The sequence below is a fragment of the Allobosea sp. 2KB_26 genome (assembly GCF_052115715.1).
Lineage (GTDB): Bacteria > Pseudomonadota > Alphaproteobacteria > Rhizobiales > Beijerinckiaceae > Allobosea.
This window is the reverse complement of record NZ_JBFRHE010000016.1, coordinates 1-26051: the sequence shown is the minus strand read 5'-3', so window position 1 is coordinate 26051 and position 26051 is coordinate 1. Positions and strand designations below refer to the sequence as shown.

The following is a 26051-nucleotide window of genomic DNA, read 5'->3' as shown; positions in this document are numbered from 1 at the left end:
AAAAACAATGTCCATCCTGATCGACAAGAACACCAAGGTCATCTGCCAGGGCTTCACCGGCAAGAATGGCACCTTCCACTCCGAGCAGGCGATCGCCTATGGCACGCAGATGGTCGGCGGCACCTCGCCCGGTAAGGGCGGTGCGCTGCATCTCGGCCTGCCGGTCTTCGACACCGTCGCCGAGGCGCGCGACGCGACCGGGGCCGACGCCTCCGTCGTCTATGTGCCGCCTCCGGGCGCGGCGGACGCGATCTGCGAGGCGATCGACGCCGAGATCCCGCTGATCATCTGCATCACCGAGGGCATCCCGGTGCTCGACATGGTGCGGGTCAAGCGCTCGCTTTCCGGCTCGAAATCGCGCCTGATCGGGCCGAATTGCCCGGGCGTCGTCACCGCTGGCCAGAGCAAGATCGGCATCATGCCGGCCAATATCTTCAAGCCCGGCTCGGTCGGCATCGTCTCGCGCTCCGGCACGCTGACCTATGAGGCGGTGTTCCAGACCACCCGCGAGGGTCTCGGCCAGACCACCGCAGTCGGCATCGGCGGCGATCCGGTCAAGGGCACCGAGTTCATCGACATGCTCGAAATGTTCCTAGCCGATCCCAAGACCGAGTCGATCGTCATGATCGGCGAGATCGGCGGCTCGGCGGAAGAGGACGCGGCGCAGTTCATCAAGGACGAGGCCAAGCGCGGGCGCAAGAAGCCGATGGTCGGCTTCATCGCCGGTCGCACGGCTCCTCCCGGCCGCCGCATGGGCCATGCCGGCGCGATCATCTCGGGCGGCAAGGGCGGCGCGGAAGACAAGATCGCCGCGATGGAAGCGGCCGGTATCCGGGTCTCGCCCTCGCCGGCTCGCCTCGGAAAGACCTTGGTCGACGTGTTGAAGAGCTGAACGCCCGGACGAAGAGATGGCCGGCCCAGCCCGGCCATCTTACTTAAGACGCAATGACGGCATGAGACGCTCCGGGAACGGGGCAGGACGACGGTAGAAGGCAGGACGACAATGGCTCGCCAAGACATCAACGAGGCTCTCGCGCAGACGGGTTTCCTCTATGGCGGCAACGCGGCCTATATCGAGGACCTCTATGCGCGCTATCAGGCCGATCCGAACTCGGTCGACGAGCAGTGGCGCGGGTTCTTCGCCGGGCTGAAGGATGATGGCCCGGCCATTATCCAGAACGCTAGGGGTGCGTCCTGGACGAAGCCGAACTGGCCGATCCATGCCAATGGCGAGCTGATTTCGGCGCTCGATGGCCATTGGGGCGTGGTCGAAAAGGTCATCGGCGACAAGCTCAGCGCCAAGGCCAAGGCTGCCGGCGCGACGCTCAGCGCCTCCGACGTCCAGCAGGCGACGCGCGATTCCGTTCGCGCCATCATGCTGATCCGCGCCTACCGGATGCGCGGCCATCTCCACGCCAAGCTTGATCCGCTCGACATCGAGCAGGCGAGAGACCCCGAGGAGCTGTCGCCGACCGCTTTTGGCTTCACGGATGCCGATCTCGACCGCAAGATCTTCATCGACAACGTGCTCGGCATGGAGTTCGCCACGCTTCGCGAGATGGTCGCGATCCTGCAGCGGACCTATTGCAACACGATCGGCATCGAGTTCATGCACATCTCCGATCCGGAGCAGAAGGCATGGCTGCAGGAGCGGATCGAGGGGCCGGACAAGGAGATCGCCTTCACGCGCGAGGGCAAGAAGGCGATCCTCAACAAGCTGGTCGAGGCCGAGGGCTTCGAGAAGTTCATCGATCTGAAATATACCGGCACCAAGCGCTTCGGCCTTGATGGCGCCGAGGCGCTGATCCCGGCGCTGGAGCAGATCATCAAGCGCGGCGGCGCGCTCGGCGTGCGCGACATCGTCTTCGGCATGGCCCATCGCGGCCGTCTCAACGTGCTGACCCAAGTGCTGGGCAAGCCGCACCGCGCGCTGTTCCATGAGTTCAAGGGCGGCTCCTTCGCGCCCGACGATGTCGAGGGCTCGGGCGACGTCAAGTACCATCTCGGTGCCTCGTCCGACCGCGAGTTCGACGGCAACAACGTCCATCTCTCGCTGACCGCCAACCCGTCGCATCTCGAGATCGTCGATCCCGTGGTGCTCGGCAAGGTTCGCGCCAAGCAGGACCAGTTCGGCGATATCGTCGAGCGCTCCAAGGTGCTGCCGCTGCTGCTGCATGGCGATGCCGCCTTTGCCGGCCAAGGCGTCGTGGCCGAGTGCCTCGGCCTGTCCGGGCTGAAGGGCCATCGCACCGGCGGCTCGGTGCATTTTATCATCAATAACCAGATCGGCTTTACCACCTATCCGCGCTATTCGCGGTCCTCGCCTTATCCGTCGGATGTGGCGAAGATGGTCGAGGCGCCGGTCTTCCATGTGAACGGCGACGATCCGGAAGCGGTCGTGTTCGCCGCCAAGATCGCGATCGAGTTCCGGCAGAAATTCCACAAGCCGGTCGTCATCGACATGTTCTGCTATCGCCGCTTCGGCCATAACGAGGGCGACGAGCCGGGCTTCACCCAGCCGCTGATGTATCGCAAGATTCGCGGCCACAAGACCACGCTGGAGCTCTACGCCACCAAGCTGGAAGCTGAAGGCGTGGTGCAGCCGGGCGAGTTCGACGAAATGAGGGCGGCCTGGAAGGGCAAGCTCGAGATCGAGTTCGACGCGGGCCAGACCTTCAAGCCCAACAAGGCCGACTGGCTGGACGGACGCTGGGCCGGCATGAAGGCGATCCGCGCCGACGAGGACGACCCGCGCCGCGGCGCGACCGGCGTTCCGGCAGCGGTGCTGAAGGAGATCACCGAGAAGATCACCTCGACGCCGCCCGGCTTCAACGTCCACCGCACGATCCAGCGCTTCCTCGACAATCGCCGCAAGGCGGTCGAGGCCGGGCAGGGCATCGATTGGGCGACGGCCGAGGCGCTCGCCTTCGGCTCGCTGCTGCTCGACGGCCACCCCGTGCGTCTCTCCGGCCAGGATTGCGAACGCGGCACCTTCTCGCAGCGCCATTCGGTGCTGATCGACCAGGAGACCGAAGCCCGCCACACGTCGCTGAACAACATCCGCGAAGGCCAGTCGCGCTACGAGGTCATCAACTCGATGCTCTCGGAAGAGGCGGTGCTCGGCTTCGAATACGGCTACTCGCTGTCGGAGCCCAACGCCCTGACCGCCTGGGAAGCGCAGTTCGGCGATTTCGCCAATGGCGCGCAGGTCGTGTTCGACCAGTTCATCTCGTCGGGCGAGCGCAAGTGGCTGCGCATGTCGGGCCTCGTCTGCCTGTTGCCGCATGGCTATGAGGGACAAGGACCGGAGCACTCCTCGGCCCGCCTCGAGCGCTTCCTGCAGATGTGCGCCGAGGATAACATGCAGGTCGCGAACTGCTCGACGCCTGCAAGCTATTTCCACATCCTGCGCCGGCAGCTGAAGCGCGACTTCCGCAAACCGCTGATCCTGATGACGCCGAAGTCACTGCTGCGCCACAAGCGCTGCATCTCCGACCTGTCGGAGCTGGCCGAGGGCTCGACCTTCCACCGCGTGCTGCATGATGATGCCGAGCGCGGCCGGTCCGAGACCAAGCTGGTCAAGGATGGCAAGATCCGCCGGGTCGTGCTGTGCTCCGGCAAGGTCTATTTCGACCTGCTCGACGAGCGTGAGAAGCGCGGCATCGACGACGTCTACCTGATGCGCGTCGAGCAGCTTTATCCGTTCCCGCTGAAGACGCTGGCGCAGGAACTGGCGCGCTTCAAGGCCGCCGATGTGGTCTGGTGCCAGGAGGAGCCGAAGAACATGGGCTCCTGGACCTTCGTCGAGCCCTATCTCGAATGGGTGCTGGGCCATGCCGGCTCGAAGCCGAAACGCCCGCGTTATGTCGGACGCCCGGCCTCGGCCGCGACAGCGACCGGCCTGATGTCCAAGCATACCGCCCAGCTCGCAGCGTTCATGGACGAGGCCTTCGCGGCCTGACCCTGTCCGAAGACGCCAGACAAAGACACGAACAAGAGGCCTGATATGGCGACCGAAATCCGCGTACCCACACTCGGCGAATCCGTCTCGGAAGCGACGATCGGCAAATGGTTCAAGAAGCCGGGCGAGGCTGTGAAGGCCGACGAGCCTCTGGTTGAGCTCGAGACCGACAAGGTCACGCTCGAGGTGAACGCCCCTTCTGCCGGCGTGCTCGGCGAGATCGTCGCCAAGGAAGGCGAGACGGTCGGCGTCAACGCGCTGCTTGGCTCGATCTCGGCTGGTGATGGCGCTGCTGCTGCAGCTCCGGCGAAGCCTGTTCCGGCTGCCGAGGCTCCGAAGCCTGCCGCTGCTCCGGCCGCTGCTGCTGCGCCTGCGACCAAGGCTGCCGATTCCGGCCCGGCCGTTGCGCGTCTCGCTGCCGAGAGCGGTGTCGATCCGGCCAAGGTCGCGGCCACCGGTAAGGATGGCCGGGTCACCAAGGGCGACATGCTGGCCGCCATCGCGACGGGCTCGGCAGCTGCGGCTGCGCCCGCAGCTCCGGTTCAGGTTCGCGCCCCGTCGGCTCCGGATGACGCTTCGCGCGAAGAGCGCGTCAAGATGACGAAGCTGCGCCAGACCATCGCGCGCCGCCTCAAAGAGGCGCAGAACACTGCCGCCATGCTCACCACCTTCAACGAGGTGGACATGTCGGCCGTGATGGCGCTGCGCAACCAGTACAAGGACGTGTTCGAGAAGAAGCACGGCGTGAAGCTCGGCTTCATGGGCTTCTTCGTGAAGGCCTGCGTGCAAGCCCTGAAGGAAATCCCCTCGGTCAACGCCGAGATCGACGGCACCGATATCGTCTACAAGAACTATTATCATATCGCGGTCGCGGTCGGCACCGACAAGGGCCTCGTCGTTCCGGTGGTTCGCGATGCCGACCAGCTCTCGATTGCCGGTGTCGAGAAGGAAATCGGCGTGCTCGGCAAGAAGGCGCGCGATGGCGCGCTCAAGATCGAGGACATGCAGGGCGGCACCTTCACGATCTCGAATGGCGGCGTCTACGGCTCGCTGATGTCGACGCCGATCCTGAACGCGCCGCAGTCGGCTATTCTCGGCATGCACAAGATCCAGGAGCGCCCGATGGTGGTCGGCGGCCAGATCGTGGTGCGCCCGATGATGTATCTGGCGGTCAGCTACGATCACCGCATCATCGACGGCAAGGAGGCTGTGACCTTCCTCGTTCGCATCAAGGAAGCTCTGGAGGACCCGGCACGTCTCGTCCTGGACCTCTGAGTTCGCATAGGACTGCGGGAACCGCGCCCGTGCCCGGCACGTCGCTCAGGCGGCCATTGCCGGTGCGAGCATGGTTCTCATTTCAAGGGCCTGATCCGGCCGCGCGACCACTCGGCTTGTCTTGCGGTCTCGCGCTGGGATCAGGGATAGGGAAGGAGTTCGCGATGGCTTTTGGCCCCAATCCTCCCTCGCTCCAGGCGCATCTCTGCGTCAAGGGCGGCCTCGAGGCGATCGCCTTCTACGAGAAGGCTTTCGGCGCGCAGTGCACCTTCAAGCAGATGGCACAGGATGGCGTGCGGGTGTTGCACGCCAATCTTGCGCTGTTCGGCAGCGAAATCCTGCTGCATGACGAGTTCCCGGAATTCGGGGGGCCGGTCGCTTCGCCGCATGCCCATGGCGGCGCCAGTATCGCGCTGAACGTCAATCTGCCGAGCCCAAGCGATGTCGACGCGGCAATGGCCCGGGCGGAAGCCGCGGGCGCACTCACCTTCATGCCGGCGGGCGACGTGTTCTGGGGCGCGCGTTATGGCCGCCTGACCGATCCCTTCGGCCATGTCTGGGCCTTCAACGCGCCGCTCGCGCAGGGCTGAAGCCTAAGTCAGATCGCGCCGTCGCATCGGCCCGAAAAACGGTGAGCCACTTTTCGGGCCGATGCTTCAGTGCACGACCATGGCCGAGAAGGGGTGGACATAGGCCTGCAGCATCACGAGGCCGCCGACCAGGCAGGCCAGCGCGATCGAATGCCAGAAGACGAAGCGCAGGATCGTGCCCTCATGCCCGAACCAGTTTGTCGCCGTGGAGGCGACGACGATCGACTGGGCATCGATCATCTTGCCCATGACACCACCGGACGAGTTGGCGGCCCCCATCAGGATCGGCGAAAGGCCGAGCTGTTCGGAGGTGACCTTTTGCAGATTGCCGAACAGCACGTTCGAGGCGGTATCCGAGCCCGTCAGCGCCACGCCGAGCCAGCCGAGCAGGGTGCCGAAGAAGGGATAGAGCACGCCGGTCCTGGCAAAGGCGAGGCCGAGCGTGGCGTCGATGCCTGAGAGCCTGGTCAGGGTACCAATTGCCAGCATGGCCGAAATGGTGATCAGCGAATAGGCGCAGAGCCTGATCGTCCGGACATAGGTCATGATCATGCGGCCTGGCGTGAACCCCATGACGAAGCCGGAAATGATCGCGGCTATCAGCAAGCCTGAGCCGGTATAGGAGAGCCAGGTGAATGAGAACACCGCTGCCTCCGGGGTCGGACGTGGCGCAACCGGTGCCACCTTGGCGATCTGGTTATGGAGATCCGGCACCGGATAGCTCCACACTGCCCAGGAATTCGCGCTGGCCCTGAACCAGTCCGTGCCCCAGATCAGCAGGATCGCGCAAACGATGATCCACGGGGTCAGTGCCATCCAGACCCGCGCGGACGCCGGCCGTTCCGTCGGCGCAGCCGGTACGATCCGACCTTCTGCGGAGACGTCATGGCCGCGCAGGGCCGGCGAGGTCCAGATCTCGCGCGGTTTCCAGACCTGCAGGAAGCCAATCAGGCAAGCCATCGAGATCAGCGAGGCGCCGATATCGACGATCCAGGGATTGATGAAATTCGAGATGAGGAACTGCGGCACTGCAAAAGAGACGCCGGTGACCAATATGGCTGGCCAGATCTGCAGCATGCCGCGCCGGCCGGCGAAGACCCAGATCAACCAGAACGGCACGAGCAACGAGAAGAACGGCAATTGCCGACCGACCATGGCTCCAAGCAGGAAGGGGTCAAGCCCGGTGACCTGGCTGAGCCCCTGGATCGGTGTTCCGAGAGCGCCAAAGGCAACCGGCGCCGTATTGGCGATGAGGGAAAGACCGGATGCCGCCAGGGGGGAGAAGCCAAGGCCGATCAGGATCGCGCCTGTCACCGCGACCGGGGTGCCGAAGCCGGAAGCGCCTTCGAAAAAGGCCCCGAAAGCGAAGGCAATCAGCAGCAACTGAATCCGGCGATCGTTGGTTACTCCGCCGATCGTGACCTGCAAGGTCTCGAAGGCGCCTTTCTCGACCGTGAGTCGGTAGATAAAGATCACGTTCAGAACGATCCAGCCAATTGGAAAGAAACCCGTTACAGCGCCGAGCGCTGTTGCGCGGATCGACATTCCCGCCGGCATCGTGAATATAAATATCGCGACGAGGTTCGCGACAACCAGTGCGATGATCGCTGCAATATGTGCTTTGACTGTATTGGATGCGATCAAACCTAGTAATACCATGATCGGAAGCGCTGCAGCGAGCGTCGACAGGGTGCTGTTTCCGAATGGGTCGTAGACCTGATTCCACATGGCGCTATCTTCCCTTGAGCCATCCCAGGGCGGGAACGCGAAATGTGTTTCTTGGTATTGTTGCGAATTATACGCTTAATCAATGGAAATGATAGCAACCGGGCTCGCAGGGACGACATCTACTGCGGGCATGGCGGACGGCGCCAAAGCGATGTATTGCGGCCGGTAAGACGCCGCGCCGCGAGTGTCGGCGCGCATTGCCTGCTCAACGGAAGGAAGTCATGTCCTACGATCTCGTCGTCATCGGTACTGGCCCCGGGGGCTATGTCTGTGCCATCCGCGCCGCTCAGCTCGGCCTCAAGGTCGCCGTCGTGGAGAAGCGCAAGACTCATGGCGGCACCTGCCTGAATGTCGGCTGCATCCCGTCCAAGGCCTTGCTGCACGCGTCGGAAATGTTCGAAGAGGCCGGCCACACCTTCCCGAGCCTCGGCATCGGCGTCGGCACGCCCAAGCTCGATCTCAAGCAGATGATGGTCCACAAGCAGGAGACGATCGACGCGAACGTCAACGGCGTTGGCTTCCTGCTGAAGAAGAACAAGATCGAGGCCTTCCAGGGCGTCGCCAGCATCCCCGGCGCGGGGAAGGTCGAGGTCACGGGCGCAGACGGCAAGAGCCAGGTCCTTGAGACCAAGAACATCGTCATTGCGACGGGTTCGGAAGCGGCCGGCCTGCCGGGTGTCGAGATCGACGAGAAGACCGTGGTGACCTCGACCGGCGCACTCGAGCTTGCGTCCGTGCCGAAGGAACTGCTGGTGGTGGGCGCCGGCGTGATCGGTCTCGAAATCGGTTCGGTCTGGAGCCGTCTCGGGGCCAAGGTCACCGTGGTCGAATATCTCGATCGCATCCTGCCCGGCATGGATGACGAAATCGCCAAGCAGTTCCAGCGCATCCTGCAGAAGCAGGGCTTCGAATTCCACCTGGGTTCCAAGGTCACCAAGGTCGAGACGGGCAAGAAGGGCGCGACCGTCACGGTCGAGCCCGCCGCCGGCGGTGAGGCCAAGACGCTGTCTGCCGATATCGTGCTGGTCGCGATCGGCCGCCGTCCGAACACCGATGGCCTCGGCCTGGACGCCGCCGGTGTCGCGACCGAGCGTGGCCGCGTCGTGATCGACGACGATTTCAAGACCAATGTCGCGGGCATCTATGCCATCGGCGACGTGGTGCGCGGTCCGATGCTCGCTCACAAGGCCGAGGACGAGGGGATGGCGGTGGCCGAGCTGATCGCCGGCAAGGTCGGGCATGTGAACTATGACGCCATCCCGAGCATCATCTACACGGCCCCCGAAGTCGCCGCGATCGGCAAGACCGAGGAGGAGCTGAAGGCTGCGGGCATCGCCTACAAGATCGGCAAATTCCCCTTCACTGCCAACGGCCGCGCCCGCGCCATGCGCCATACCGAGGGTTTCGTGAAGTTCCTCGCCGATGCGGCGACCGACCGCGTGCTCGGCTGCCATATCATCGGCCCGCATGCCGGCGACCTGATCGCCGAAGTCACGGTGCTGATGGAGTTCGGCGGTTCGTCGGAAGATCTCGCCCGCACCTGCCATGCGCATCCGACGCTGGCCGAGGCGGTCAAGGAGGCTGCGCTCGCGGTCGACAAACGCGCGATCCATATGTGAGCGGCATTTCCCTTCCCTGGCGAAGCGAAGGACCCGGGAAACTCAGTCCATATGATAAACGCCCGGCGCTTCGCCGGGCGTTTCACGTTTCAGGTGATGCGGAGGCAGAACCGGCTTCCGCGTGACCTCGGCTTTATCAGCCCCGCCTTGCGTGAAAGGCGGTCAGCGTGTTGCGCAACAGGCAGGCGATGGTCATCGGGCCGACGCCGCCCGGTACTGGGGTGATCGCGCCTGCAACCCTCACGGCCTCGGCAAAGTCGACATCGCCGGCGAGCTTGCCGTCGGGCAGGCGGTTGATGCCGACATCGATGATGGTGGCGCCGGGCTTGATCCAGTCACCTTTGACGAAATGCGGCCGCCCGACCGCCGCGACGAGGATGTCGGCGCGCCGGCAGATTGCGGGAAGATCGCGGGTGCGGGAATGGGCGATGGTGACGGTGCAGTCGGCCTGGACCAGCAACTGCGCCATCGGCCGGCCGACGATGCCCGAGCGGCCGATCACCACGGCTTCCAGCCCGGCGAGTGATGGCAGGGTCTGCTTCAGCAGGATCATCGAGCCGAGCGGCGTGCACGGGATCAGGCTGGCCTGTCCGTTGGCGAGGCGGCCGACATTGATCGGATGGAAGCAGTCGACGTCCTTGGCGGGGTCGATCGCCTCGATCACACGGTCGGGATTGATGTGCTTCGGCAAGGGCAATTGCACCAGAATGCCGTCGACGCTGTCGTCGGCGTTCAGCGCGGCGACCTTGGCCAGCAGTTGCGCTTCGCTGGTCTCGGCCGGCAGACGGTGAACGGCAGAATTCATGCCGATTTCGCCGGCGAGCTTTTCCTTCGAGTTCACATAGACGCGGCTCGCCGGATCGTCGCCGACGAGCACGACATGCAGACCGGGTACCAGGCCGCGCGCAGCCTTGATCGCGACGATCTCCTGCCCGATCTCGGCACGCAGTGCCGCAGCTGCCGCCTTGCCGTCGATGATGCGCGCCTGATCCGCCATGACCCACCGCCTGTGTTTCGCTGAGCGCTCCTCATGCGCGATCATCGCGCGGGCGGCAAGTATCGACGCACCATTATCGATGCGCGTCGTCTTGGCCATTTGCGCCGCAGGCGCTGTTCTTGCCTGCGGCGACGTCAGCGTGATCGGCGCCTTGCCGCCACTCATGCTGGCCTGTATCGAGCGAGGGCAAGGCTGCGATTGACGGGATGGAGAGCTGACGACGTGACGACCGGATTTGCCGCCATTCCCGCCTCGACCAGCTACCGCCTGACCAATGTCCGCTCCCCGCTCTGTCTGATCGAGGGCGCGGACCTTGCGGCCGATCGTGACGGGCTGGCGCTGGTCGATCTTCGCGTCGAGGATGGGCGCATCGCGTCGATCCTGCCGGCCGGCATGGAAGCGCCCAAGGGCGGTCCCGGGCTCGATCTCGATGGCGGCATCGTGCTGCCGCGGCTGGTCGATGGGCATGTCCATCTCGACAAGGGCCATATCTGGCCGCGCCGCCGCAATCCGGATGGCACCTTCATGGGCGCACTCGAGAATGTCATGGCCGATCGCGAGGCCAACTGGACGTCGGAAGACGTGCGTGCCCGCATGGATTTCGGCCTGCGTTGCGCCTTCGCCCATGGCACGAGCGCGGTCCGCACCCATATCGACTCGCTCGGCAAGCAGATCGGCATCTCCTGGCCGGTTCTGGCCGAGATGCGGGCGGAATGGGCAGGGCGTGTCGCGCTGCAGGCCTCGCCGCTTTTCGGCATCCAGTTCGCGCTCGATGCAGAACATATGCAGGCGGTAACGCGGGCCGTGAAGGCGCATGGCGACGGCATCTTCGGCTGCGTTACCTATATGATCCCGGAGCTCGCGGAGGCGCTCGACATCGTCTTCCGCACGGCGATCGAGAACGGCTTTGACCTCGATTTCCATGTCGATGAGACCAATGACCCGGCGGCGCGGTCGCTTGAATACATTGCCGAGGCTGCACTCCGGCATCGCTTCACCGGAAAGATCCTTGCCGGCCATTGCTGTTCGCTCGCGGTGCAGGCTCCGCAGGATGAGGCGCGGATCATCGCCAAGGTCAGGCAAGCCGGCATTGCCGTCGTGTCCCTGCCGATGTGCAACATGTATCTGCAGGACCGTGACGGCGGCCGCACACCGCGCTGGCGCGGAGTCACTGCGCTGCACGAACTGAAGGCCGCCGGCGTGCCGGTGATGATCGCCTCCGACAATACGCGCGATCCGTTCTATGCCTATGGCGATCTCGACCTCGTCGAGGTGCTGCGCGAAGGCACCCGCATCCTCCAGCTCGACCATGGCCCAACCGATTTCGCGGCGATGATCGCGCGCGCGCCGGCCGCGATCATGGGCGTCGCCGACAAGGGCGTTGTGGCACCGGGACTGGCCGCCGACCTGATCCTGACCCGCGCCCGCGACTGGACCGAATTCTTTGCGCGCCCCCAGGCCGATCGCACCGTGCTGGTCGCCGGCAAGGCGATCGACCGGACGCTGCCGGACTACCGCGAACTCGACCATCTGATGAGCAAGAGCGCATGAGCCCCCGCTACGACATCGCTGCCCTGAAGAGCCGTCTCGGCGGGATCAGGACCGAGGATAATCCGGCACTGGTGAAGCAGAAGAGCCGTGACTTCTTCTGGTACTCGCCGACCCTCAAGCGCCAGCTCGACCATGTCACGGCCGACATCATCGTTTCGCCGACCAGCGAGGCCGAGGTGCTGGACGTCCTTGCGGCCGCTCATGCACTCGGCATTCCCGTGACGCCGCGCGGCACCGGCACGGGCAATTACGGCCAGGCGATGCCGCTCTCCGGTGGGGTGCTGCTCGATCTCTCGGGGTTCAACAAGGTCAAGTCGATCGGGCCCGGACGCTATGTCGCCGAGCCGGGTGCGATCATGGCCCGCATCGACGAGCAGACGCGGGCGCATTCCAGACAGGAGCTGCGCCTGCATCCCTCGACCTATCAGACCGCCTCGATCGGCGGCTTCATCGCCGGGGGCTCGGGCGGCGTCGGCTCGATCAAATGGGGTGGTCTGCGCGACTGGGGCAACATCATCCGGCTCAAGGTCGCGACGATGGAGGCCTCGCCCCGCATCCTCGAATTCACCGGCGACGACCTGCACAAGGTTGCCCATGCCTACGGCACCAACGGCATCATCGCCGAGGTCGAGATGCCGCTCGGGCCCGCCTATGACTGGGTCGACGTCATCCTCGGCTTCGACACGCTGCGCGCGGCGACCGAGTTCGCCAATGCGCTCGGCGAGCAGGACGGGTTGGCGCTGAAGAACCTCGCGGTCGTCGCGGCCCCAGTGCCGCATGACTATTTTCTGCGGCACAAGAAATTCCTGCCGCGCGACAGTCATATCGTGATCGTCATGGCGGCGGATTTCGCAGTCGATGCACTGCTCGCTTATGCCCGGCATTTCCGCGGCGCCGAACTGCTGATGCGGTCCGACAAACTCTCGCCGGAAGAGGCCAAGGGCCTGCCGCCGGGCTACGAGCTGGGCTGGAACCACACGACGCTGCGGGCCCTTCGGGTTGACCCATCCATCACCTATCTCCAGGTGCTCTACCCCTTCCCGAACCAGGTCGAGCTGATCCAGCGCATCCATGAGCGCTTTGGCGACGAGGTGCGCTGCCATCTCGAATTCGTCCGCTTCGACGGCAAGGTCACCTGCTTTGGCCTGCCGCTGGTCCGCTTCACCAGCGAGGAGCGGCTCGAGGAGATCATGGCGATCCATGAGGAGATGGGGGCGCCGATCTTCAATCCGCATCGCTACACCTTGGAAGAAGGCGGCATGAAGCAGACCGACGAGCTGCAGCTCGCCTTCAAGCGCGAGGCCGATCCGCAGGGGCTGCTCAATCCCGGCAAGATGATCGCCTGGGAGGATCCGTCCTACGATTACAAGTCGGGCAAGACCTTCCTGTTCCGCAGCCTGGCCGATGCCGGCGTGGGTGGCTGATCATGCGCGTGCTCGTGCTCTACGCTCATCCCGATCCGGACAGTTTTGGGGCGGCGTTGCATAGGGCCGTGGTGAAGGGGCTCGAAGAGGCCGGCCATGAGGTCGACGATTGCGATCTCAATGCCGAAGGCTTCGATCCGGTGCTGAGCCGGGAGGGCCGGGTCGGCTATCACGATGTTGCCAGCAACACGCTTCCGGTTGCCGGCTATGTCGAGCGGCTGCGGGCAGCCGAGGCGCTGGTCCTGTGCTTTCCGGTCTGGAATTTCGGCTATCCCGCGATCCTCAAGGGCTATTTCGACCGCGTCTTCCTGCCCGGTGTTTCGTTCAAGCTGAACGATGGCAAGGTCAGGCCCAATCTCTGGAATATTCGTCGTCTCGTGGCCGTCACGACCTATGGCGGCTCGCGCTGGCGCGCCTTTCTGATGGGCGATCCGCCGCGCAAGGTGGTGTGCCGGGCCCTGCGCGCCGTTTGTCATCCGAGTGCGCGCCCGCATTACCTGGCTCACTACGACATGAATCGCGCGACAGCAGGGAGCCGCGATGCCTTCCTTGCGCGCGTCTCGAAAAAGATGCGTACTCTGTGATTGTGCGCTGCACTTGCGTCATCACACTGTCATGATCGCAAGCGATCTCAGAGCCGGCGAATAGATTTCCGAGCAGTTTCCAAGGACCGGCTCATGACCAAGTCCCTCGAGAAAAGCGTCGGTCGAGCTCTCCTTGTGGCCGCGCGCCTGCATCGGGCGCGCATGGGCGAGAGGCTCAACGGTCTCGGGCTCTTTCCCGGGCAGGAGCAGGCGCTGAAGGCCCTCCAGCCAGCCCCGATGACGATGGGCGAACTCGCGACCCTGCTTCGGGTCAAACCGCCGACCGTGTCCAAGACCATTGGCCGGCTCTCCTTGCAGGGGCTGGTGACGCGCGAGGGCGGTAGCCGCGATGGCCGGCTGGTTCAGGTCGCGTTGACCGAGCACGGTCAGAAGACCGCGGCTGCGCTCGATGCGGTCTGGAATCAGGTCGAGGACGAACTGCTGGAAAAGCTCGACGCCAAGGAGCGCAAGCAGCTCCGTAAGCTGCTGCGCAAGGCCTCGAAGGGCCTGTCCAAGGCGGGGGCTGAGATCGACGAGCCTGACGCTGATGGCGACGAGGCCGAGGCTGAGGCCTGATCAGCGCATGGAACGCATGCCCTCTGGCGCTGGCGTCGTTCCCTAAATCGGTTAAATCTCTCTCCGTCATTCTCCTCACGCATGACGGGACGGTCCTTTGCCCGCCTATTCCCATCGACCGGAAACGGGCCGCTCCCGCCTGATCGCCATCGGGCTGATGTGCGGCGCTGTGCTGTGTTTCTCACTGCTCGATACCAGCGCGAAATGGCTGGCCGGTCATATGGACCCGCTTCAGGTGGTGTTCGCGCGCTATGCCGGCAGCATGATCCTGGTCTCGCTGCTGCTGAACCCCTGGAGCCATCCCGGTATCCTGCGCACCAAGAAGCCCTGGCTGCAGGCAGTCCGTTCGCTGTTGCTGCTCGGTTCGACGGGCCTGAACTTCTTCGCGCTGAAATATCTGCAGCTCGCCGAGACCGTGTCGATCATGTTCGCGACGCCGCTTTTGGTGGCGCTGGTTTCCGGGCCGCTGCTCGGCGAATGGCCGGGGCCGCGCCGGCTCGTCGCGATCGGTATCGGGTTCATCGGCGTGCTCGTCATCACACGGCCCGGCCTCGGCGGCATGCATCCGGCGGCGTTGCTCTGCATGATCGGCGTCGTTTGCTATGCGTTCTATTCGATCTCGACCCGGCTTTTGGCGGCCTTCGACCCGCCGGAGACGACTATGGTCTATTCCGGCGTCGCGGGAACGGTCGCGCTGCTGCCGCTCATTCCCCTGTTCTGGACCTGGCCGGATGGACCGTTGCCTTGGGCGCTGATGCTGGTGACCGGCGCCATGGGTGGTTTCGGTCATTGGCTGCTGATCCTGGCGCACCGGCTGGCGCCCGCGACGGTGCTGGCTCCGTTCATCTATTCGCAGATCGTCTGGATGGTCGCGCTGGGCTATCTCGTCTTCGGGCAGCTTCCCGACCGCTGGACCTTCATCGGCGCAGCCATCGTGATCTCGTCGGGCCTCTATCTGCTCTATCGCGAGCGGGTCCGGGCCGTGCCCGAAGGCTCGGCCCGACTCGACTGAGCGCTGGCAGGGCTCAGCCCTTCCGTACCAGCGAAACGCCGCTCTGCTCCGCAATCCAGTCGGAGAGCATCGGCACGTAGTCATCGCCCCGGCCATTGGCGACGGCAGAAGCATAAGCGTTCTTGACGGCGTTGCCGATCGGGTTCGGGACGCCTGCCGCATTGGCGACGCCTTCGAGATAGCGCACATCCTTCAGCGCGTTGACCAGCGTGAACTTGTGCGCGTCGCGGTCGCGCTCCAGCACGTATTTCATGAAGGTCTGATAGAAGCCGCAATCCATCCGGCTGCCGGAGAGTACGCTGTTGAAGGTCTGCGGCGAGATGCCGATCTTCTGGGCCAGCGCGAGGGCCTCCGAATAGATCGCGCCATAGCCCATCGACAGGAAGTTGTTGAGCAGCTTCATCTTGTGGCCGTCACCGACGGGGCCGAGATGGACGACCTTCTGCGCCCAGGCCTGGCAGGCCGGCTTGATGCGGGCGAAGACCGCATCGCTGGCACCGATCATGGTCGAGAGCTGTCCCTGGACGGCTTGTGCCGGCGTGCCGCCGAGCGGTGCGTCGCAGAGATTCAGGCCCTTCGCCTCGAGTTCGGCAGCAAGGCGGATGGTCGAACCGGGATCGGAGGTCGAGCAATCGACCACGGTCGTGCCCGGCCTGGCGCCGGCGACGATGCCGTCCGGGCCGTTCAGCACGGCCTCGACCTGGGGCGAGCCGGTCACGCACAGGAAGATGATCGTCGCCTGCGAAGCCAGTTCCTTCGGCGTCCTGGCCTCCGTCGCGCCAGCCGCCACCAACTCCTCGACCGGCTTTCGGTTGCGGTGGCCCATCACTGTGAGCTGGAAGCCCTTGTCGAGCAGGTTGCGGGCCATGCCTTGCCCCATCAGGCCGACGCCGATGAAGCCGATGGACTCTTTCGCGGTGCTCATCTTCAATTTCTCCGACTTATATGAGAAGGACTCGGTCAGACGGCCTTTCGCAGGCCGGTTGAAACTCGCGGGACTCTTTCGCTTCCGTCTGAAGAGGGCGTGTCATGACCAGCAACGGCCACATCCCGGAGGCCGAGCCAGCCGGGAAGGCGGGACTGGCTGCACCGGGCCGTGGGCGCGTGACGTTGCAGATCATCGCCGACCACCTCTCTGTGTCGACGGCGACGGTGTCGCTGGCCCTGCGCGGCTCGCCTCTCGTCGCGGATGCGACGCGGCTGCGGGTACAGCAGATCGCGCGCGACATGGGCTACAGCTACAACCGCAGCGCCGCCTCGCTGAGAACCGACCGCACCAATATCCTCGGCGTCGGCTTCCACGACATCACCAATCCCTATTTCGCCGAACTCCTGGCCGCGATCGAGGAAACGGCGACGGCGCATGGCCGCTCGATCCTGCTCGGCACCTATGCGGAGAACCTGGAGCGGCAGGACCGCGTCCTGAACACCCTGAAGGAGTACCGGCCCGATGGTATGGTGATCTGTGCCGCAGGCGGCAGCACGGCTGAAACCTTCGGCCATCTGATTGCGGCCGGTGTTCCGCTGGTCCAGCTCTCCCGGGAGATTCCGGGCCTCGACCTCGATTTCGTGGGGTCGGATGATCATCATGGCACCGTGCTGGCGCTCGAACATCTGATCGGGCTTGGCCACCGGCGCATCGCCTTCCTCGGCGAAAACAACCTGATCTCGACGGGCCGGAACCGGTACCGCGGCTACTGCGAGACGCTCGCCCGGCACGGGATTCCGCTTGATCCTGCGTTGGTCTATGCGTCGATCGGCACCCGCGAGAACGGCCTCAAGGGCATTCAGAAGGTGCTCGATGCGGAGAACCCGCCAACCGCGGCCGTCTGCTTCAATGACCTCATCGCCTTCGGCGCGATGCTCGGCTTGCGTCATCGTGGGCTGGAGGCCGGGGTCGAGTTCTCGCTCGTGGGCTGCGACGACGTGCAGGAAGCGGCTCAGTGGTATCCGGCGCTGACCACGCTGAAGAACTTCCAGGATGAGATGGGCCGCAAATCGGCGGAACTGCTGATCAGGCGCATCGAGAATCCGACCGCGCCGACGCAGCGGATCGTGCTGACGCCGGAGCTCATCGTGCGAGGCACGACGACACCGCCCAAACGCTAGATCCCGCTCACGGATCATTCGCGGGTTTGGCGTTGAGCGCGCGATAGGCCCGCACGACCTGCGAATCGTCGCGCGCGCCATGGCCGAGGCCGGAACTCGCCAGGAACATCTGATGCGCGGCGGCGGCGAGCGGCAGTGCTGTCCTGGCGGCTCGGCCGGCATCGAGGACGATCCCGAGATCCTTGACGAAAATATCGACCGCACTGGCGACGGGGGCATCGTCCAGCAGCATGCGCGGACCGCGATCCCGCAGCATCCAGGACGAGGCGGCCGAGCCGCCCATGATCTCGAAGAGGATCCTGCCGTCGATCCCGGCCTTCTCGGCGAGCGAGAGTGCCTCGGCCGCGACCGCGATATGGACGCCGCAGAGCAGTTGGTTGACCGTCTTCACGGTCGCGCCCTGCCCGGGCTTCTGGCCGACATGGAAGACCTTGTCGCCCATCGCATCGAGCACGGGCTTGGCCAGTGCGAAACTCTCCTGCGGGGCACCGACCATGATGGTCAGCGTCGCGCCGCGCGCGCCGCTGATGCCGCCGGAGACGGGAGCATCGACGAGGTGCCGGCCGGTTTTCGTGACCTCCGTCGCGATCGCCTCGACCTCGCCGGGAGGGCAGGTGGCCATCAGCAGCACGCTTGCGCCGGGCGCGAGTGCCGCCAGGGTGCCGGCCTCGAACAGGACTGACCTCGCCTGCGCGGCATTGACGACCATCATGACGAGCGCATCGGCATCCTTTGCGGCCGCCGCGGCGCTCTCGGCAGCGTGGCCCCCGGCTGAGACCAGCGCCTCGCGGGCGCTCTCGCGCATATCGAAGCCGGTGACCCGGAACTGACGCTTCACGAGGTTCTCGGCCATCGGCGCCCCCATGGCGCCGAGCCCGACGAAGGCGATGGATTTGATCTCGTTCACGAAAGCAGTTCCTCAAACGCAGGCGGGGCCCGGCGGGCCCCGCTTGATTATTCCTTCACCGCTCCGGTCATCGACGAGACGTAATGCTCGACGAAGAAGGAGTAGAGAATGACGACCGGGAGCGAGCCGAGCAACGCGCCGGCCATCAGCGCCCCCCATTCATAGACGTCCCCGCGCACCAGCTCGGTGAGCACGCCGACCGCAACGGTCTTGTTCTCCGAGGACTGGATGAAGGTGAGCGCGTAGATGAACTCGTTCCAGGAGAGGGTAAAGGCGAAGATGCCGGCCGAGATCAGCCCTGGCACCGCCAGCGGCAGGATGATCTTGACCAGGATCTGCCAGCGGCTGGCGCCGTCGACGAGCGCGCATTCCTCCAGCTCGTAGGGGATCGAGCGGAAATAACCCATCAGAAGCCAGGTGCAGAACGGCACCAGAAAGGTCGGATAGGTGAAGATCAGCGCGAACTTGGTGTCGTAGATGCCGAAGCCGAAGATCAGCACGGCAAGCGGAATGAACAGGATCGAGGGCGGAACGAGATAGGCGAGGAAGATCGCCAGACCGGTGATCCGCGAGCCGGTGAAGCGCAGACGCTCGATCGCATAGGCGGCGAACACGGCGGCGGTGAGCGACAGGATCGTCGATCCGATCGAGACCACGATCGTGTTAAGCAGCCAGTGCGGATAGGTGGTTTCGAACAGCAGATATTTGATGTGGCGCAGCGTAGGCTCGCCCGGCCAGAGCGGGTTTTGGCTTTTGAAATCCGTCAACTCGTGATTGGGTTTCAGCGCCGTCACGCCCATCCAGTAGAATGGAAACAACAGCACGAAGATGAAGACGAGGAGCGGCAACCAGGTGGTCACCAGCCGACGCGGCAGGTTGGCCATGTAGCTGGTGCCGACGCTTTCGTCGGTGAGCTGAACGCGCGGGGCGGTCGGTTGGCTGATGTCGGTCATGGCTGGCGTCCTCAGTCCGCGCCGCCCTGCTGCCATTTCCGCCGCTGCAGGCCGAAATAGCTGAACAGGATCGCTCCGAGCAGGAAGGGGATCATCGCGACCGCGATTGCCGCGCCTTCACCGAGTTGGCCACCCGGAATGGCGCGCTGGAAGGAGAGGGTCGCCATCAGGTGAGTGGCGTTGAGCGGGCCGCCGCGGGTCAGCACGTAGATGAGCTGGAAATCGGTGAAGGTGAACAGCACCGAGAAGGTCATCACCACCGCGATGATCGGCGAGAGCAACGGCAAGGTGATGAAGCGGAAGCGCTGCCAGTTGGTCGCGCCGTCCAGCATCGCGGCCTCGTAGAGCGAGGGCGAAATGGTCTGCAGGCCGGCCAGCAGCGAGATCGCGACGAAGGGAATGCCACGCCAGACATTGGCCGCGATCACCGAGGCGCGTGCATTCGTGGTGTCGCCGAGGAAGTTGATATTGGTCGAGATCAGGCCGAGCTCCTTCAGAGCCCAGGAGATCACCGAGAACTGGGTGTCGAAGATCCACCAGAAGGCGATCGCCGAGAGCACGGTCGGCACCACCCAGGGCAGCAGCACAATGGCGCGGATGAAGGCCTTGAAGGGCAGGTGCTCATTCAGCAGCAGCGCCAGCCAGAGCCCGAGCGCGAATTTCAGGGCCGAGGCGACGACCGTGTAGAGGATGGTGTTGAAGACCGCGAGCCGGAACACCGAGTCCGTGAGCAATGACTCGTAGTTCTCGAGGCCGATGAAGACGCCCGCCCGGCCGATGCGGGTATCGGTGAAGCCGAGCCAGACGCCAAGCACCAGCGGCCAGGCGAGGAAGACAAGCAGGAAGATGGCCGCAGGGACCATGAAGAGCAGGCCGAGTCCGTTGCGGCTCTGGCTCAGTCGCGACAGCAATGACGGCTTGGCGCGTTCGGTTGGCCGCGCAAGTGCGGTGTCAGCCATAATGGGCCTCCCTGGAATGCAGGGCCGGCGGCCGTCCGCCGCCGGCAGGCGCGGCCGTGGCCGCGCCGTCTCATCGCAGCGATCAGACGCGGTAGTAGCGGTTGATGCGCGCCTCGGCCCGCTTGATCGCTTCCTCAGGCGTACGCTGGCCGGTCGCGCCCTCGGCGAACATGTCGAGCAGGACATAGTCAGCCATCACCGCTGCAGAGGCATAGCCGAGCGGGCCGGAATAGCCGTTCGGCCGCAGCGTCTCGGAGGCCCGCTGATAGGGCGTGTGGACCGGGTCCGAGGTCCAGACCGGGTTGTTGGCATAGGCCTTCAGCGGCTGGCAGCAATAGGCGCTCGCCTGGGTGATCCAGGTCGGCATCTGTTCCTGCTCATACATGAACTGGAGATAGGCCTGCGCAGCCTGCGGGAACTTCGTGTACTTGAAAACGACACAAGAGGTCGTCTGGTGCAGTTCGACCGACTGGCCAATCGGGCCCACCGGCAGATTGGCCGATTTGATGTCCTTGGCCATGTCAGCGAGCTTCGGATCATTCTTGGCCGAATAATACAGCGAGACGCCGTTGGCCGTGACCGAAACTTCGCCAGCCAGGAAGGCACGGTTGTTGTTGATGTCGAGCCAGCTTTCCGTGCCCGGGATGAAGGTCTTATAGAGCTCGGCGGCATATTTGATTGCAGCCACCGTCTCGGGGCTGTTGATCGCGGCCTTGCCGTTGTCGTCGACGGTACGGCCGCCATGGCTCCAGAGCAGCCAATGGGCGAAGTTGTTGCCATCGCCTACGGCCTTGCCGAGCGCGAAACCGGCCGGGTGGCCCTTACCCTTCAGCGCCTTGCAGAGATCGAGGAAAGCATCGGTCTTGGTCGGAAAGGTCGAGTGTCCGGCTTCCTTGACCCAGCTCTCGCGATACAGGATCGCGTTCGCGATGGCCGCCAGCGGAAGGCCAATGAACTTGCCATCCTTCTTGGTGTAGCCTTCGAGGCCAGGATACCAGCCGCCATATTTGCCGCCGAGATAATTGGCGAGGTCAGAGACGTCGAGCAGCTTGTCCGGATACTGGAAGGCATCGTCGAACCAGACGAAGACGATGTCGGGGCCGGCGCCGACATTGGCCGCAACCGCTGCCTTCGGGCGGATGTCCTCCCAGCCTTCCTTGTCGATACGGACCTGGACGCCGGTCGCGTCGGTGAACTTCTTGGTATTGGCGAGCCAGGCGTCTTCCTCACCCTTGACGAAGGGGGCCCAGCGCAGGACGCGCAATTGAGCGCCCGGCTCGGGCGTGAATTTTGGAGCGCCCGCCTGGGCGAAGGCGGGGGCGGTTCCCAAGTGCCCCATCAGGCCGGCGCCCGCGGCCACGCCCGCGCTGCCTAGCAGCATATCGCGTCTTGAAATCGTCATTGGTTGTTCCTTCCCGGAAAGAAGGGACCTTTTTTATTTCGCCTGCGACCCGTCCCTGGAAGCCGTCGCCGGCTCTTTTGGATGCGCCAGGCCAACCAGCATCTGGACTGGCCTGTCGTAACGTCATGTCATGCGGGCCAGGGCGCAACGCGGCGCGGGCCTCCGCAGTCAGAAGCTCAGATACGCTTGCCGGTGGCGGCGTCGAACAGATGCGTCACGCTGGTGTCCGGCGTGATGCCGATGGTCTCGCCAGGCTTGGCCGTGATGCGCTCGCGAAAGACGCAGGTCAGTTCCTGCCCGCCGCAGCGCACGACGACCTGCGTCTCGGAGCCGGTCGGTTCGATGACCACGACCTCGGCCTTGAGGCCATTCGGGTTGAGCTGGACATGCTCCGGACGGATGCCGAAAACCGCAGCCTTGCCGTTCGAATCGGCCGGATGCTGCCCGATGGGCCAGATCACGCCGCCCTCGGTCTCGAACCCGGCCGCGGTGATCTTGCCTTTGAGGAAATTCATCGACGGCGAGCCAATGAAGCCCGCCACGAAGAGGTTATTCGGCCGGTCGTAGAGGTCGAGCGGAGCGCCCATCTGCTCGACAATGCCGTCATGCATCACCACGATCTTGTCGGCCATGGTCATGGCCTCGATCTGGTCGTGCGTGACGTAGACCGTCGTGGTCTTGAGACGCTGATGCAGTTCCTTGATCTCGGTGCGCATCTGCACGCGCAGCTTGGCGTCGAGATTCGAGAGCGGTTCGTCGAAGAGGAAGACCTGCGGATCGCGCACGATCGCGCGGCCCATGGCGACACGCTGGCGCTGACCGCCCGAAAGCTGGCGCGGATAGCGGTCGAGCAGCTTGTTGAGGCCGAGAATGCCGGCGGCCTTGTTGACGCGCTCGTCGATCTCGGCCTTGGGGGCATTCCGCAACTTCATCGAGAAGGCCATGTTGTCGGCCACCGTCATATGCGGATAGAGTGCGTAGTTCTGGAATACCATGGCGATGTCGCGCTCTTTCGGCGGTACGTCGTTGACGACGCGCGGGCCGATGCGGATCTCGCCGCCGGAAATATTCTCCAGCCCGGCGATCATGCGCAGAAGGGTCGATTTTCCGCAGCCCGAGGGGCCGACCAGAATAACGAACTCGCCATCGTTGATGTCGATATCGACGCCATGGATGACCTGCGTCGAGCCGTAAGCCTTGCGCACATCAGCGATCTGGACTGAGGCCATCTGAACCCTCTCTCGGACTTAAGTTTCCTCTGGGGTCCGGTATCGGCCCGTGTCCGGGCACTCCGCACCGCCGCTGCTGCCGGCTTCTCGTGACCGACCGACGAAAAGCGCCGCAGACCAGGCAGTGCCTGTTGCGCCGGGTTCCATCTGCGATAAAGTCATACGATACGGACAGGCGTGTCAAGCGCCGGAATCGTTCCATTGAAACCGCTTTCCCGCGGCTTGGGAGCGATTGAAAACGGGTGAGGACGCCAGCCGATGCGGGTGCGCGACTTTTCGCGGCCGACGACCCTGAATCCCGACCGCCTGTTCGGGCAGGTGGCTCAGAAGCTCGCGGTCGCGATCATTTCAGGGACGTTCAAGGCCGGCGAACTGCTGCCGAACGAGGCCGATCTGAAATCCGAAATCTCGGTTTCGCGCACAGCCTATCGCGAAGCCGTGAAGTACCTGACGGCGAAGGGGTTGGTCGAGGCGCGCCCCAAGAGCGGCACCCGGGTGGCGCCGCGTGACGGCTGGAACCTGCTCGACCCCGACGTGCTGTCCTGGCATTTCGAGGCCGACCCGAACGAGAAATTCATTCGCGACCTGTTCGAGTTGCGCAGTTTTGTCGAGCCGAGCGCGGCGCGGCTTGCGGCACTGCGACGTACGCCTGCCGATCTCGCGCGAATCCAAGCCGGCTACCACGGGATGATCGACAACCCGCCCTATGCCGAGGCAACCATCCGTGCCGACCTGGCTTTCCACGAGGCGATCCTCGCTGCGGCGCAGAATTCGACGCTGCAATGTCTGGCAAGCGTCGTCTCGGCGACGATCCAATGGTCGCTGCTGCTGAAGTCGGGAGACGATCAGGGCTTCTATGTCACCTCGCTGTTCGACCACGAACGGGTGCTCGATGCGATCATCCAGCGGGACGGAGATCTCGCCGCAGCCCGGATGAGCGCGCTCGTCACGGATAGTCTGAATACCACGCTCACCTTCCTGGCCTGGGCAGGACAGCAGAACACTCCGAAAATCGCCTGAATAAGTCATACTACATATGACAAAGACGCGCTTTTCTCGCTCTGCAGCCCGTGTAGTACTGCTCTGCCGATGCCGCGTAGCGGAGGCCTTGAGGTTTCGCGATCTAATCGTTTTAAAGAATTGAAATCAAGCCAGCCGCTCTGACACCCACGCCCGACGAAAGTTCACGATATGACCGAAATCATCATGACCGGCCCGCTGATGGCCTATGCTGCCGACCAGTTGAAGGCCCGTTTCACGGTGCATGAACTCTGGAAGGCAGAGGACCGGGCCGCCATGCTGAAGGAGATCGGCGGCAAGGTTCGTGGTGTTGCCGGCGGCGGCGCGCATGTCAGGATCGACGGCGCACTGTTCGACGCCCTGCCAAAGCTGGAGATCGTCGCCAATTTCGGCGTCGGTTACGACACCGTCGATGCCAAGGAAGCCGGCAAGCGCGGGCTGATCGTCACCAATACGCCGGACGTGCTGACCGATGAGGTCGCGGATCTGGCGCTCGGCCTGCTACTCGCGACGGTGCGCCAGCTGCCGCAGGTCGACCGTTACCTGCGTGCCGGCAAGTGGCTGGAGAAGGCCTATCCGCTGACGACCTCGCTGCGGACCCGCAAGGTCGGCATTGTCGGGCTCGGCCGAATCGGCAAGGCCGTGGCGCAGCGCATCGAGGCCTTCGGCCTGCCAGTCAGCTATCATGGCCGCACCCGTCAGGCCGACGTGCCTTATCGCTACTATGCTTCGCTGATCGAGATGGCGGCCGATGTCGACACCCTGATCTCGGTTGCGCCCGGCGGAGCTTCGACTCATCACATGATCAATGCCGACGTCCTGAAGGCGCTCGGCCCGAATGGCATCGTCATCAATGTCGGCCGCGGTTCGGTGATCGACGAACAGGCATTGATCGAGGCGCTCAAGAACAAGGTCATTCTTTCGGCTGGCCTCGACGTCTTCGAGGACGAGCCGCGCGTGCCGGCCGAACTGATCGCGATGGATCATGTGGTGCTGTTGCCGCATGTCGGATCGGCATCGGTGCATACGCGTGAACAGATGGGCCAGCTTCTGGTCGACAACCTGGTTTCATGGTTCGATGGCAAGGGTCCACTGACGCCGGTTGCCGAGACGCCATGGAAGAAAGCCTGAGACACCGCATTTTGGTTCCGATGAGTCGAGGATGCCTGCCGTTTATGGCGGGCGTCCTATTCGCGGGGGCAGTACAGGCGCAGAGGCCGCCGCTCCCGAAAGGGGCGGAGACCGCGCCTGACACCGTTCGCCCCTTGATCGGTGCCTGGAACCTCGAACAGGTCGGCGCGCCGCGCCAATGCACCATTACCCTTGGGGTGGAACAGTCGGGGCAGGGACGGCAATTGCGCTTCCCTGCCACCTGCCGGCGGGCATTGCCCATTATCGGGCAGATTGTGTCCTGGAGCGCGGCTGAAGGAGGCGGGCTGCGTCTGAATGACGAGGCCGGCAAGGCCGTGATCACGCTCAGCAAGTCGGCCGCTGGCCTGAATGGCAAGGGCACCGATGGGCAGGACTATCTGCTGGATCCGAAGGACCATCCGCGCAGCGCGCGTCCGGTGCCTCCGAGTGCGGCGGAACGCGCCGCGACCGCCGCGGCCCGGCCGACTGTCGTCGACCCGGCGGGTGCGCCGGCGACCGACGCCGTGCCCGGACGTTATGTCACCATGCGCCAGCAGAACCGCGAGGGATGTCGCCTCATGCTTGTGGCCGGTCCCGCAAACTCACCCGGTGGCGCTCCCGCCCGTTTTGACGGGCGCTGCGACGATACCGGCTTGACGATCTTCGATCCCGTCGGCTGGCGCTATGCCGCCGGACGCCTATCGCTGGTTGCGCGCAAGGGACACAGCGTCGATCTCGTCTTCGAGAACGGCCAATGGCGCAAGGACCCTGCGGTGGGCGCGCCGCTAATGTTGCGCAAGCTCGCGCCCTAAAGCACCGGCCCGAAAAGTGGTTTGCGGTATTCGGGAAAGCCGATGCGAAGACAAAGGGCTAGATGTGAGCTCTCAATAGGTTGTCCATCCGGTCCCGAGCGAGGAAGCTGAGGTTGCGAAGCTTCAGAGCCCTCGGGGAGGAACCGGATGAACATCCACAAGAATGCCCGGCTGACGCCGCTGGGTCGAGAGCGGATCGTGCGCATGGCGGC

At 64.3% G+C, this 26051-nt stretch carries 22 protein-coding genes; 14 read left to right on the top strand and 8 right to left on the bottom strand.

Annotation, left to right across the window (positions count from 1 at the left end; all coding sequences use genetic code 11):
* Positions 1–7: 7 nt before the first annotated feature.
* The 4 genes from sucD (at position 8) to AB4099_RS28585 (ending at position 5826) form a co-directional block, all read left to right on the top strand.
* A complete protein-coding gene (gene sucD, locus AB4099_RS28600) occupies positions 8–892 on the top strand; it encodes a succinate--CoA ligase subunit alpha (protein ID WP_441480597.1) in 885 nt (294 codons plus the stop codon).
* Between the two features lie 111 nt (positions 893–1003).
* Positions 1004–3961 (top strand): 2-oxoglutarate dehydrogenase E1 component, encoded by a 2958-nt coding sequence (locus AB4099_RS28595; protein ID WP_113517152.1) that lies wholly within the window; start codon positions 1004–1006, stop codon positions 3959–3961.
* A gap of 45 nt (positions 3962–4006) precedes the next feature.
* Positions 4007–5236: a 2-oxoglutarate dehydrogenase complex dihydrolipoyllysine-residue succinyltransferase gene (gene odhB, locus AB4099_RS28590; RefSeq protein ID WP_441480596.1), complete on the top strand. Its 1230-nt coding sequence runs from the start codon at positions 4007–4009 to the stop codon at positions 5234–5236.
* A 164-nt stretch (positions 5237–5400) separates the two neighbouring features.
* Positions 5401–5826, top strand: coding sequence for a VOC family protein (locus AB4099_RS28585; RefSeq protein WP_113517150.1), 426 nt, complete (start codon positions 5401–5403; stop codon positions 5824–5826).
* A 66-nt stretch (positions 5827–5892) separates the two neighbouring features.
* Here AB4099_RS28585 and AB4099_RS28580 read toward each other — a convergent pair whose 3' ends face one another.
* Complete coding sequence (locus AB4099_RS28580; protein WP_113517149.1) at positions 5893–7554, bottom strand: L-lactate permease; 1662 nt, start codon at positions 7552–7554, stop codon at positions 5893–5895.
* A 221-nt stretch (positions 7555–7775) separates the two neighbouring features.
* Between AB4099_RS28580 and lpdA the strand changes: the two genes are divergently transcribed.
* Entirely contained in the window at positions 7776–9173 is a 1398-nt protein-coding gene (lpdA, locus tag AB4099_RS28575) for a dihydrolipoyl dehydrogenase (protein WP_441480595.1), read from the top strand.
* 136 nt (positions 9174–9309) lie between these two features.
* Here lpdA and folD read toward each other — a convergent pair whose 3' ends face one another.
* Positions 9310–10170: a bifunctional methylenetetrahydrofolate dehydrogenase/methenyltetrahydrofolate cyclohydrolase FolD gene (folD, locus tag AB4099_RS28570; RefSeq protein ID WP_113517147.1), complete on the bottom strand. Its 861-nt coding sequence runs from the start codon at positions 10168–10170 to the stop codon at positions 9310–9312.
* Positions 10171–10392: 222 nt separating this feature from the next.
* On the opposite strand from folD, the gene AB4099_RS28565 reads away from it, so the two are divergent.
* The 5 genes from AB4099_RS28565 (at position 10393) to AB4099_RS28545 (ending at position 15317) form a co-directional block, all read left to right on the top strand.
* A complete protein-coding gene (locus AB4099_RS28565; RefSeq protein WP_441480594.1) occupies positions 10393–11721 on the top strand; it encodes a cytosine deaminase in 1329 nt (442 codons plus the stop codon).
* Positions 11718–13145: an FAD-binding oxidoreductase gene (locus tag AB4099_RS28560; protein WP_441480593.1), complete on the top strand. Its 1428-nt coding sequence runs from the start codon at positions 11718–11720 to the stop codon at positions 13143–13145. Before AB4099_RS28565 ends, AB4099_RS28560 begins: the two co-directional genes overlap by 4 nt.
* Before the next feature lie 2 nt (positions 13146–13147).
* Positions 13148–13729 (top strand): NAD(P)H-dependent oxidoreductase, encoded by a 582-nt coding sequence (locus tag AB4099_RS28555; RefSeq protein ID WP_113517144.1) that lies wholly within the window; start codon positions 13148–13150, stop codon positions 13727–13729.
* 93 nt (positions 13730–13822) lie between these two features.
* Positions 13823–14305, top strand: coding sequence for a MarR family winged helix-turn-helix transcriptional regulator (locus AB4099_RS28550; RefSeq protein WP_441480592.1), 483 nt, complete (start codon positions 13823–13825; stop codon positions 14303–14305).
* Between the two features lie 97 nt (positions 14306–14402).
* Positions 14403–15317: a DMT family transporter gene (locus tag AB4099_RS28545; RefSeq protein WP_441480591.1), complete on the top strand. Its 915-nt coding sequence runs from the start codon at positions 14403–14405 to the stop codon at positions 15315–15317.
* 13 nt (positions 15318–15330) lie between these two features.
* Here the strand turns inward: AB4099_RS28545 and AB4099_RS28540 are convergent, their stop codons facing one another.
* On the bottom strand, positions 15331–16248 hold the full coding sequence (locus AB4099_RS28540) for an NAD(P)-dependent oxidoreductase (RefSeq protein WP_441480590.1): 918 nt from the start codon (positions 16246–16248) through the stop codon (positions 15331–15333).
* A gap of 98 nt (positions 16249–16346) precedes the next feature.
* On the opposite strand from AB4099_RS28540, the gene AB4099_RS28535 reads away from it, so the two are divergent.
* Positions 16347–17426, top strand: a complete 1080-nt coding sequence (locus AB4099_RS28535) for a LacI family DNA-binding transcriptional regulator (RefSeq protein ID WP_441480589.1) — start codon at positions 16347–16349, stop codon at positions 17424–17426.
* Between the two features lie 7 nt (positions 17427–17433).
* On the opposite strand, the gene AB4099_RS28530 is transcribed toward AB4099_RS28535, so the two are convergent.
* From AB4099_RS28530 to AB4099_RS28510, 5 genes are all read right to left on the bottom strand, one after another.
* Positions 17434–18333 carry an NAD(P)-dependent oxidoreductase gene (locus tag AB4099_RS28530; RefSeq protein ID WP_162768312.1) on the bottom strand — a complete coding sequence of 300 codons (900 nt, stop codon included), beginning with the start codon at positions 18331–18333 and terminating at the stop codon, positions 17434–17436.
* A gap of 47 nt (positions 18334–18380) precedes the next feature.
* A complete protein-coding gene (locus AB4099_RS28525) occupies positions 18381–19286 on the bottom strand; it encodes a carbohydrate ABC transporter permease (RefSeq protein ID WP_441480588.1) in 906 nt (301 codons plus the stop codon).
* 11 nt (positions 19287–19297) lie between these two features.
* A complete protein-coding gene (locus AB4099_RS28520) occupies positions 19298–20245 on the bottom strand; it encodes a carbohydrate ABC transporter permease (RefSeq protein ID WP_069882381.1) in 948 nt (315 codons plus the stop codon).
* An 82-nt stretch (positions 20246–20327) separates the two neighbouring features.
* Positions 20328–21647 (bottom strand): ABC transporter substrate-binding protein, encoded by a 1320-nt coding sequence (locus AB4099_RS28515; RefSeq protein ID WP_441480587.1) that lies wholly within the window; start codon positions 21645–21647, stop codon positions 20328–20330.
* Positions 21648–21823: 176 nt separating this feature from the next.
* A complete protein-coding gene (locus AB4099_RS28510; RefSeq protein WP_441480586.1) occupies positions 21824–22876 on the bottom strand; it encodes an ABC transporter ATP-binding protein in 1053 nt (350 codons plus the stop codon).
* A 258-nt stretch (positions 22877–23134) separates the two neighbouring features.
* Here AB4099_RS28510 and AB4099_RS28505 point away from each other — a divergent pair, with 258 nt between their 5' ends.
* From AB4099_RS28505 to AB4099_RS28495, 3 genes are all read left to right on the top strand, one after another.
* Positions 23135–23896, top strand: a complete 762-nt coding sequence (locus AB4099_RS28505; RefSeq protein ID WP_113518046.1) for a FadR/GntR family transcriptional regulator — start codon at positions 23135–23137, stop codon at positions 23894–23896.
* Positions 23897–24067: 171 nt separating this feature from the next.
* Positions 24068–25027 carry a 2-hydroxyacid dehydrogenase gene (locus AB4099_RS28500; protein WP_441480585.1) on the top strand — a complete coding sequence of 320 codons (960 nt, stop codon included), beginning with the start codon at positions 24068–24070 and terminating at the stop codon, positions 25025–25027.
* Positions 25012–25839: an AprI/Inh family metalloprotease inhibitor gene (locus AB4099_RS28495; RefSeq protein WP_162768410.1), complete on the top strand. Its 828-nt coding sequence runs from the start codon at positions 25012–25014 to the stop codon at positions 25837–25839. The genes AB4099_RS28500 and AB4099_RS28495 overlap by 16 nt, the downstream gene beginning before the upstream one ends.
* Positions 25840–26051: the final 212 nt, after the last annotated feature.

What these genes read in the sequence shown, in the direction of transcription:
- sucD (WP_441480597.1), top strand. Translation starts at nt 8, where the DNA reads ATGTCCATCCTGATCGACAAGAACACCAAGGTCATCTGCCAGGGCTTC.
- AB4099_RS28595 (WP_113517152.1), top strand. Translation starts at nt 1,004, where the DNA reads ATGGCTCGCCAAGACATCAACGAGGCTCTCGCGCAGACGGGTTTCCTC.
- odhB (WP_441480596.1), top strand. Translation starts at nt 4,007, where the DNA reads ATGGCGACCGAAATCCGCGTACCCACACTCGGCGAATCCGTCTCGGAA.
- AB4099_RS28585 (WP_113517150.1), top strand. Translation starts at nt 5,401, where the DNA reads ATGGCTTTTGGCCCCAATCCTCCCTCGCTCCAGGCGCATCTCTGCGTC.
- AB4099_RS28580 (WP_113517149.1), bottom strand. Translation starts at nt 7,554, where the DNA reads ATGTGGAATCAGGTCTACGACCCATTCGGAAACAGCACCCTGTCGACG.
- lpdA (WP_441480595.1), top strand. Translation starts at nt 7,776, where the DNA reads ATGTCCTACGATCTCGTCGTCATCGGTACTGGCCCCGGGGGCTATGTC.
- folD (WP_113517147.1), bottom strand. Translation starts at nt 10,170, where the DNA reads ATGGCGGATCAGGCGCGCATCATCGACGGCAAGGCGGCAGCTGCGGCA.
- AB4099_RS28560 (WP_441480593.1), top strand. Translation starts at nt 11,718, where the DNA reads ATGAGCCCCCGCTACGACATCGCTGCCCTGAAGAGCCGTCTCGGCGGG.
- AB4099_RS28555 (WP_113517144.1), top strand. Translation starts at nt 13,148, where the DNA reads ATGCGCGTGCTCGTGCTCTACGCTCATCCCGATCCGGACAGTTTTGGG.
- AB4099_RS28550 (WP_441480592.1), top strand. Translation starts at nt 13,823, where the DNA reads ATGACCAAGTCCCTCGAGAAAAGCGTCGGTCGAGCTCTCCTTGTGGCC.
- AB4099_RS28535 (WP_441480589.1), top strand. Translation starts at nt 16,347, where the DNA reads ATGACCAGCAACGGCCACATCCCGGAGGCCGAGCCAGCCGGGAAGGCG.
- AB4099_RS28525 (WP_441480588.1), bottom strand. Translation starts at nt 19,286, where the DNA reads ATGACCGACATCAGCCAACCGACCGCCCCGCGCGTTCAGCTCACCGAC.
- AB4099_RS28520 (WP_069882381.1), bottom strand. Translation starts at nt 20,245, where the DNA reads ATGGCTGACACCGCACTTGCGCGGCCAACCGAACGCGCCAAGCCGTCA.
- AB4099_RS28515 (WP_441480587.1), bottom strand. Translation starts at nt 21,647, where the DNA reads ATGACGATTTCAAGACGCGATATGCTGCTAGGCAGCGCGGGCGTGGCC.
- AB4099_RS28510 (WP_441480586.1), bottom strand. Translation starts at nt 22,876, where the DNA reads ATGGCCTCAGTCCAGATCGCTGATGTGCGCAAGGCTTACGGCTCGACG.
- AB4099_RS28505 (WP_113518046.1), top strand. Translation starts at nt 23,135, where the DNA reads ATGCGGGTGCGCGACTTTTCGCGGCCGACGACCCTGAATCCCGACCGC.
- AB4099_RS28500 (WP_441480585.1), top strand. Translation starts at nt 24,068, where the DNA reads ATGACCGAAATCATCATGACCGGCCCGCTGATGGCCTATGCTGCCGAC.
- AB4099_RS28495 (WP_162768410.1), top strand. Translation starts at nt 25,012, where the DNA reads ATGGAAGAAAGCCTGAGACACCGCATTTTGGTTCCGATGAGTCGAGGA.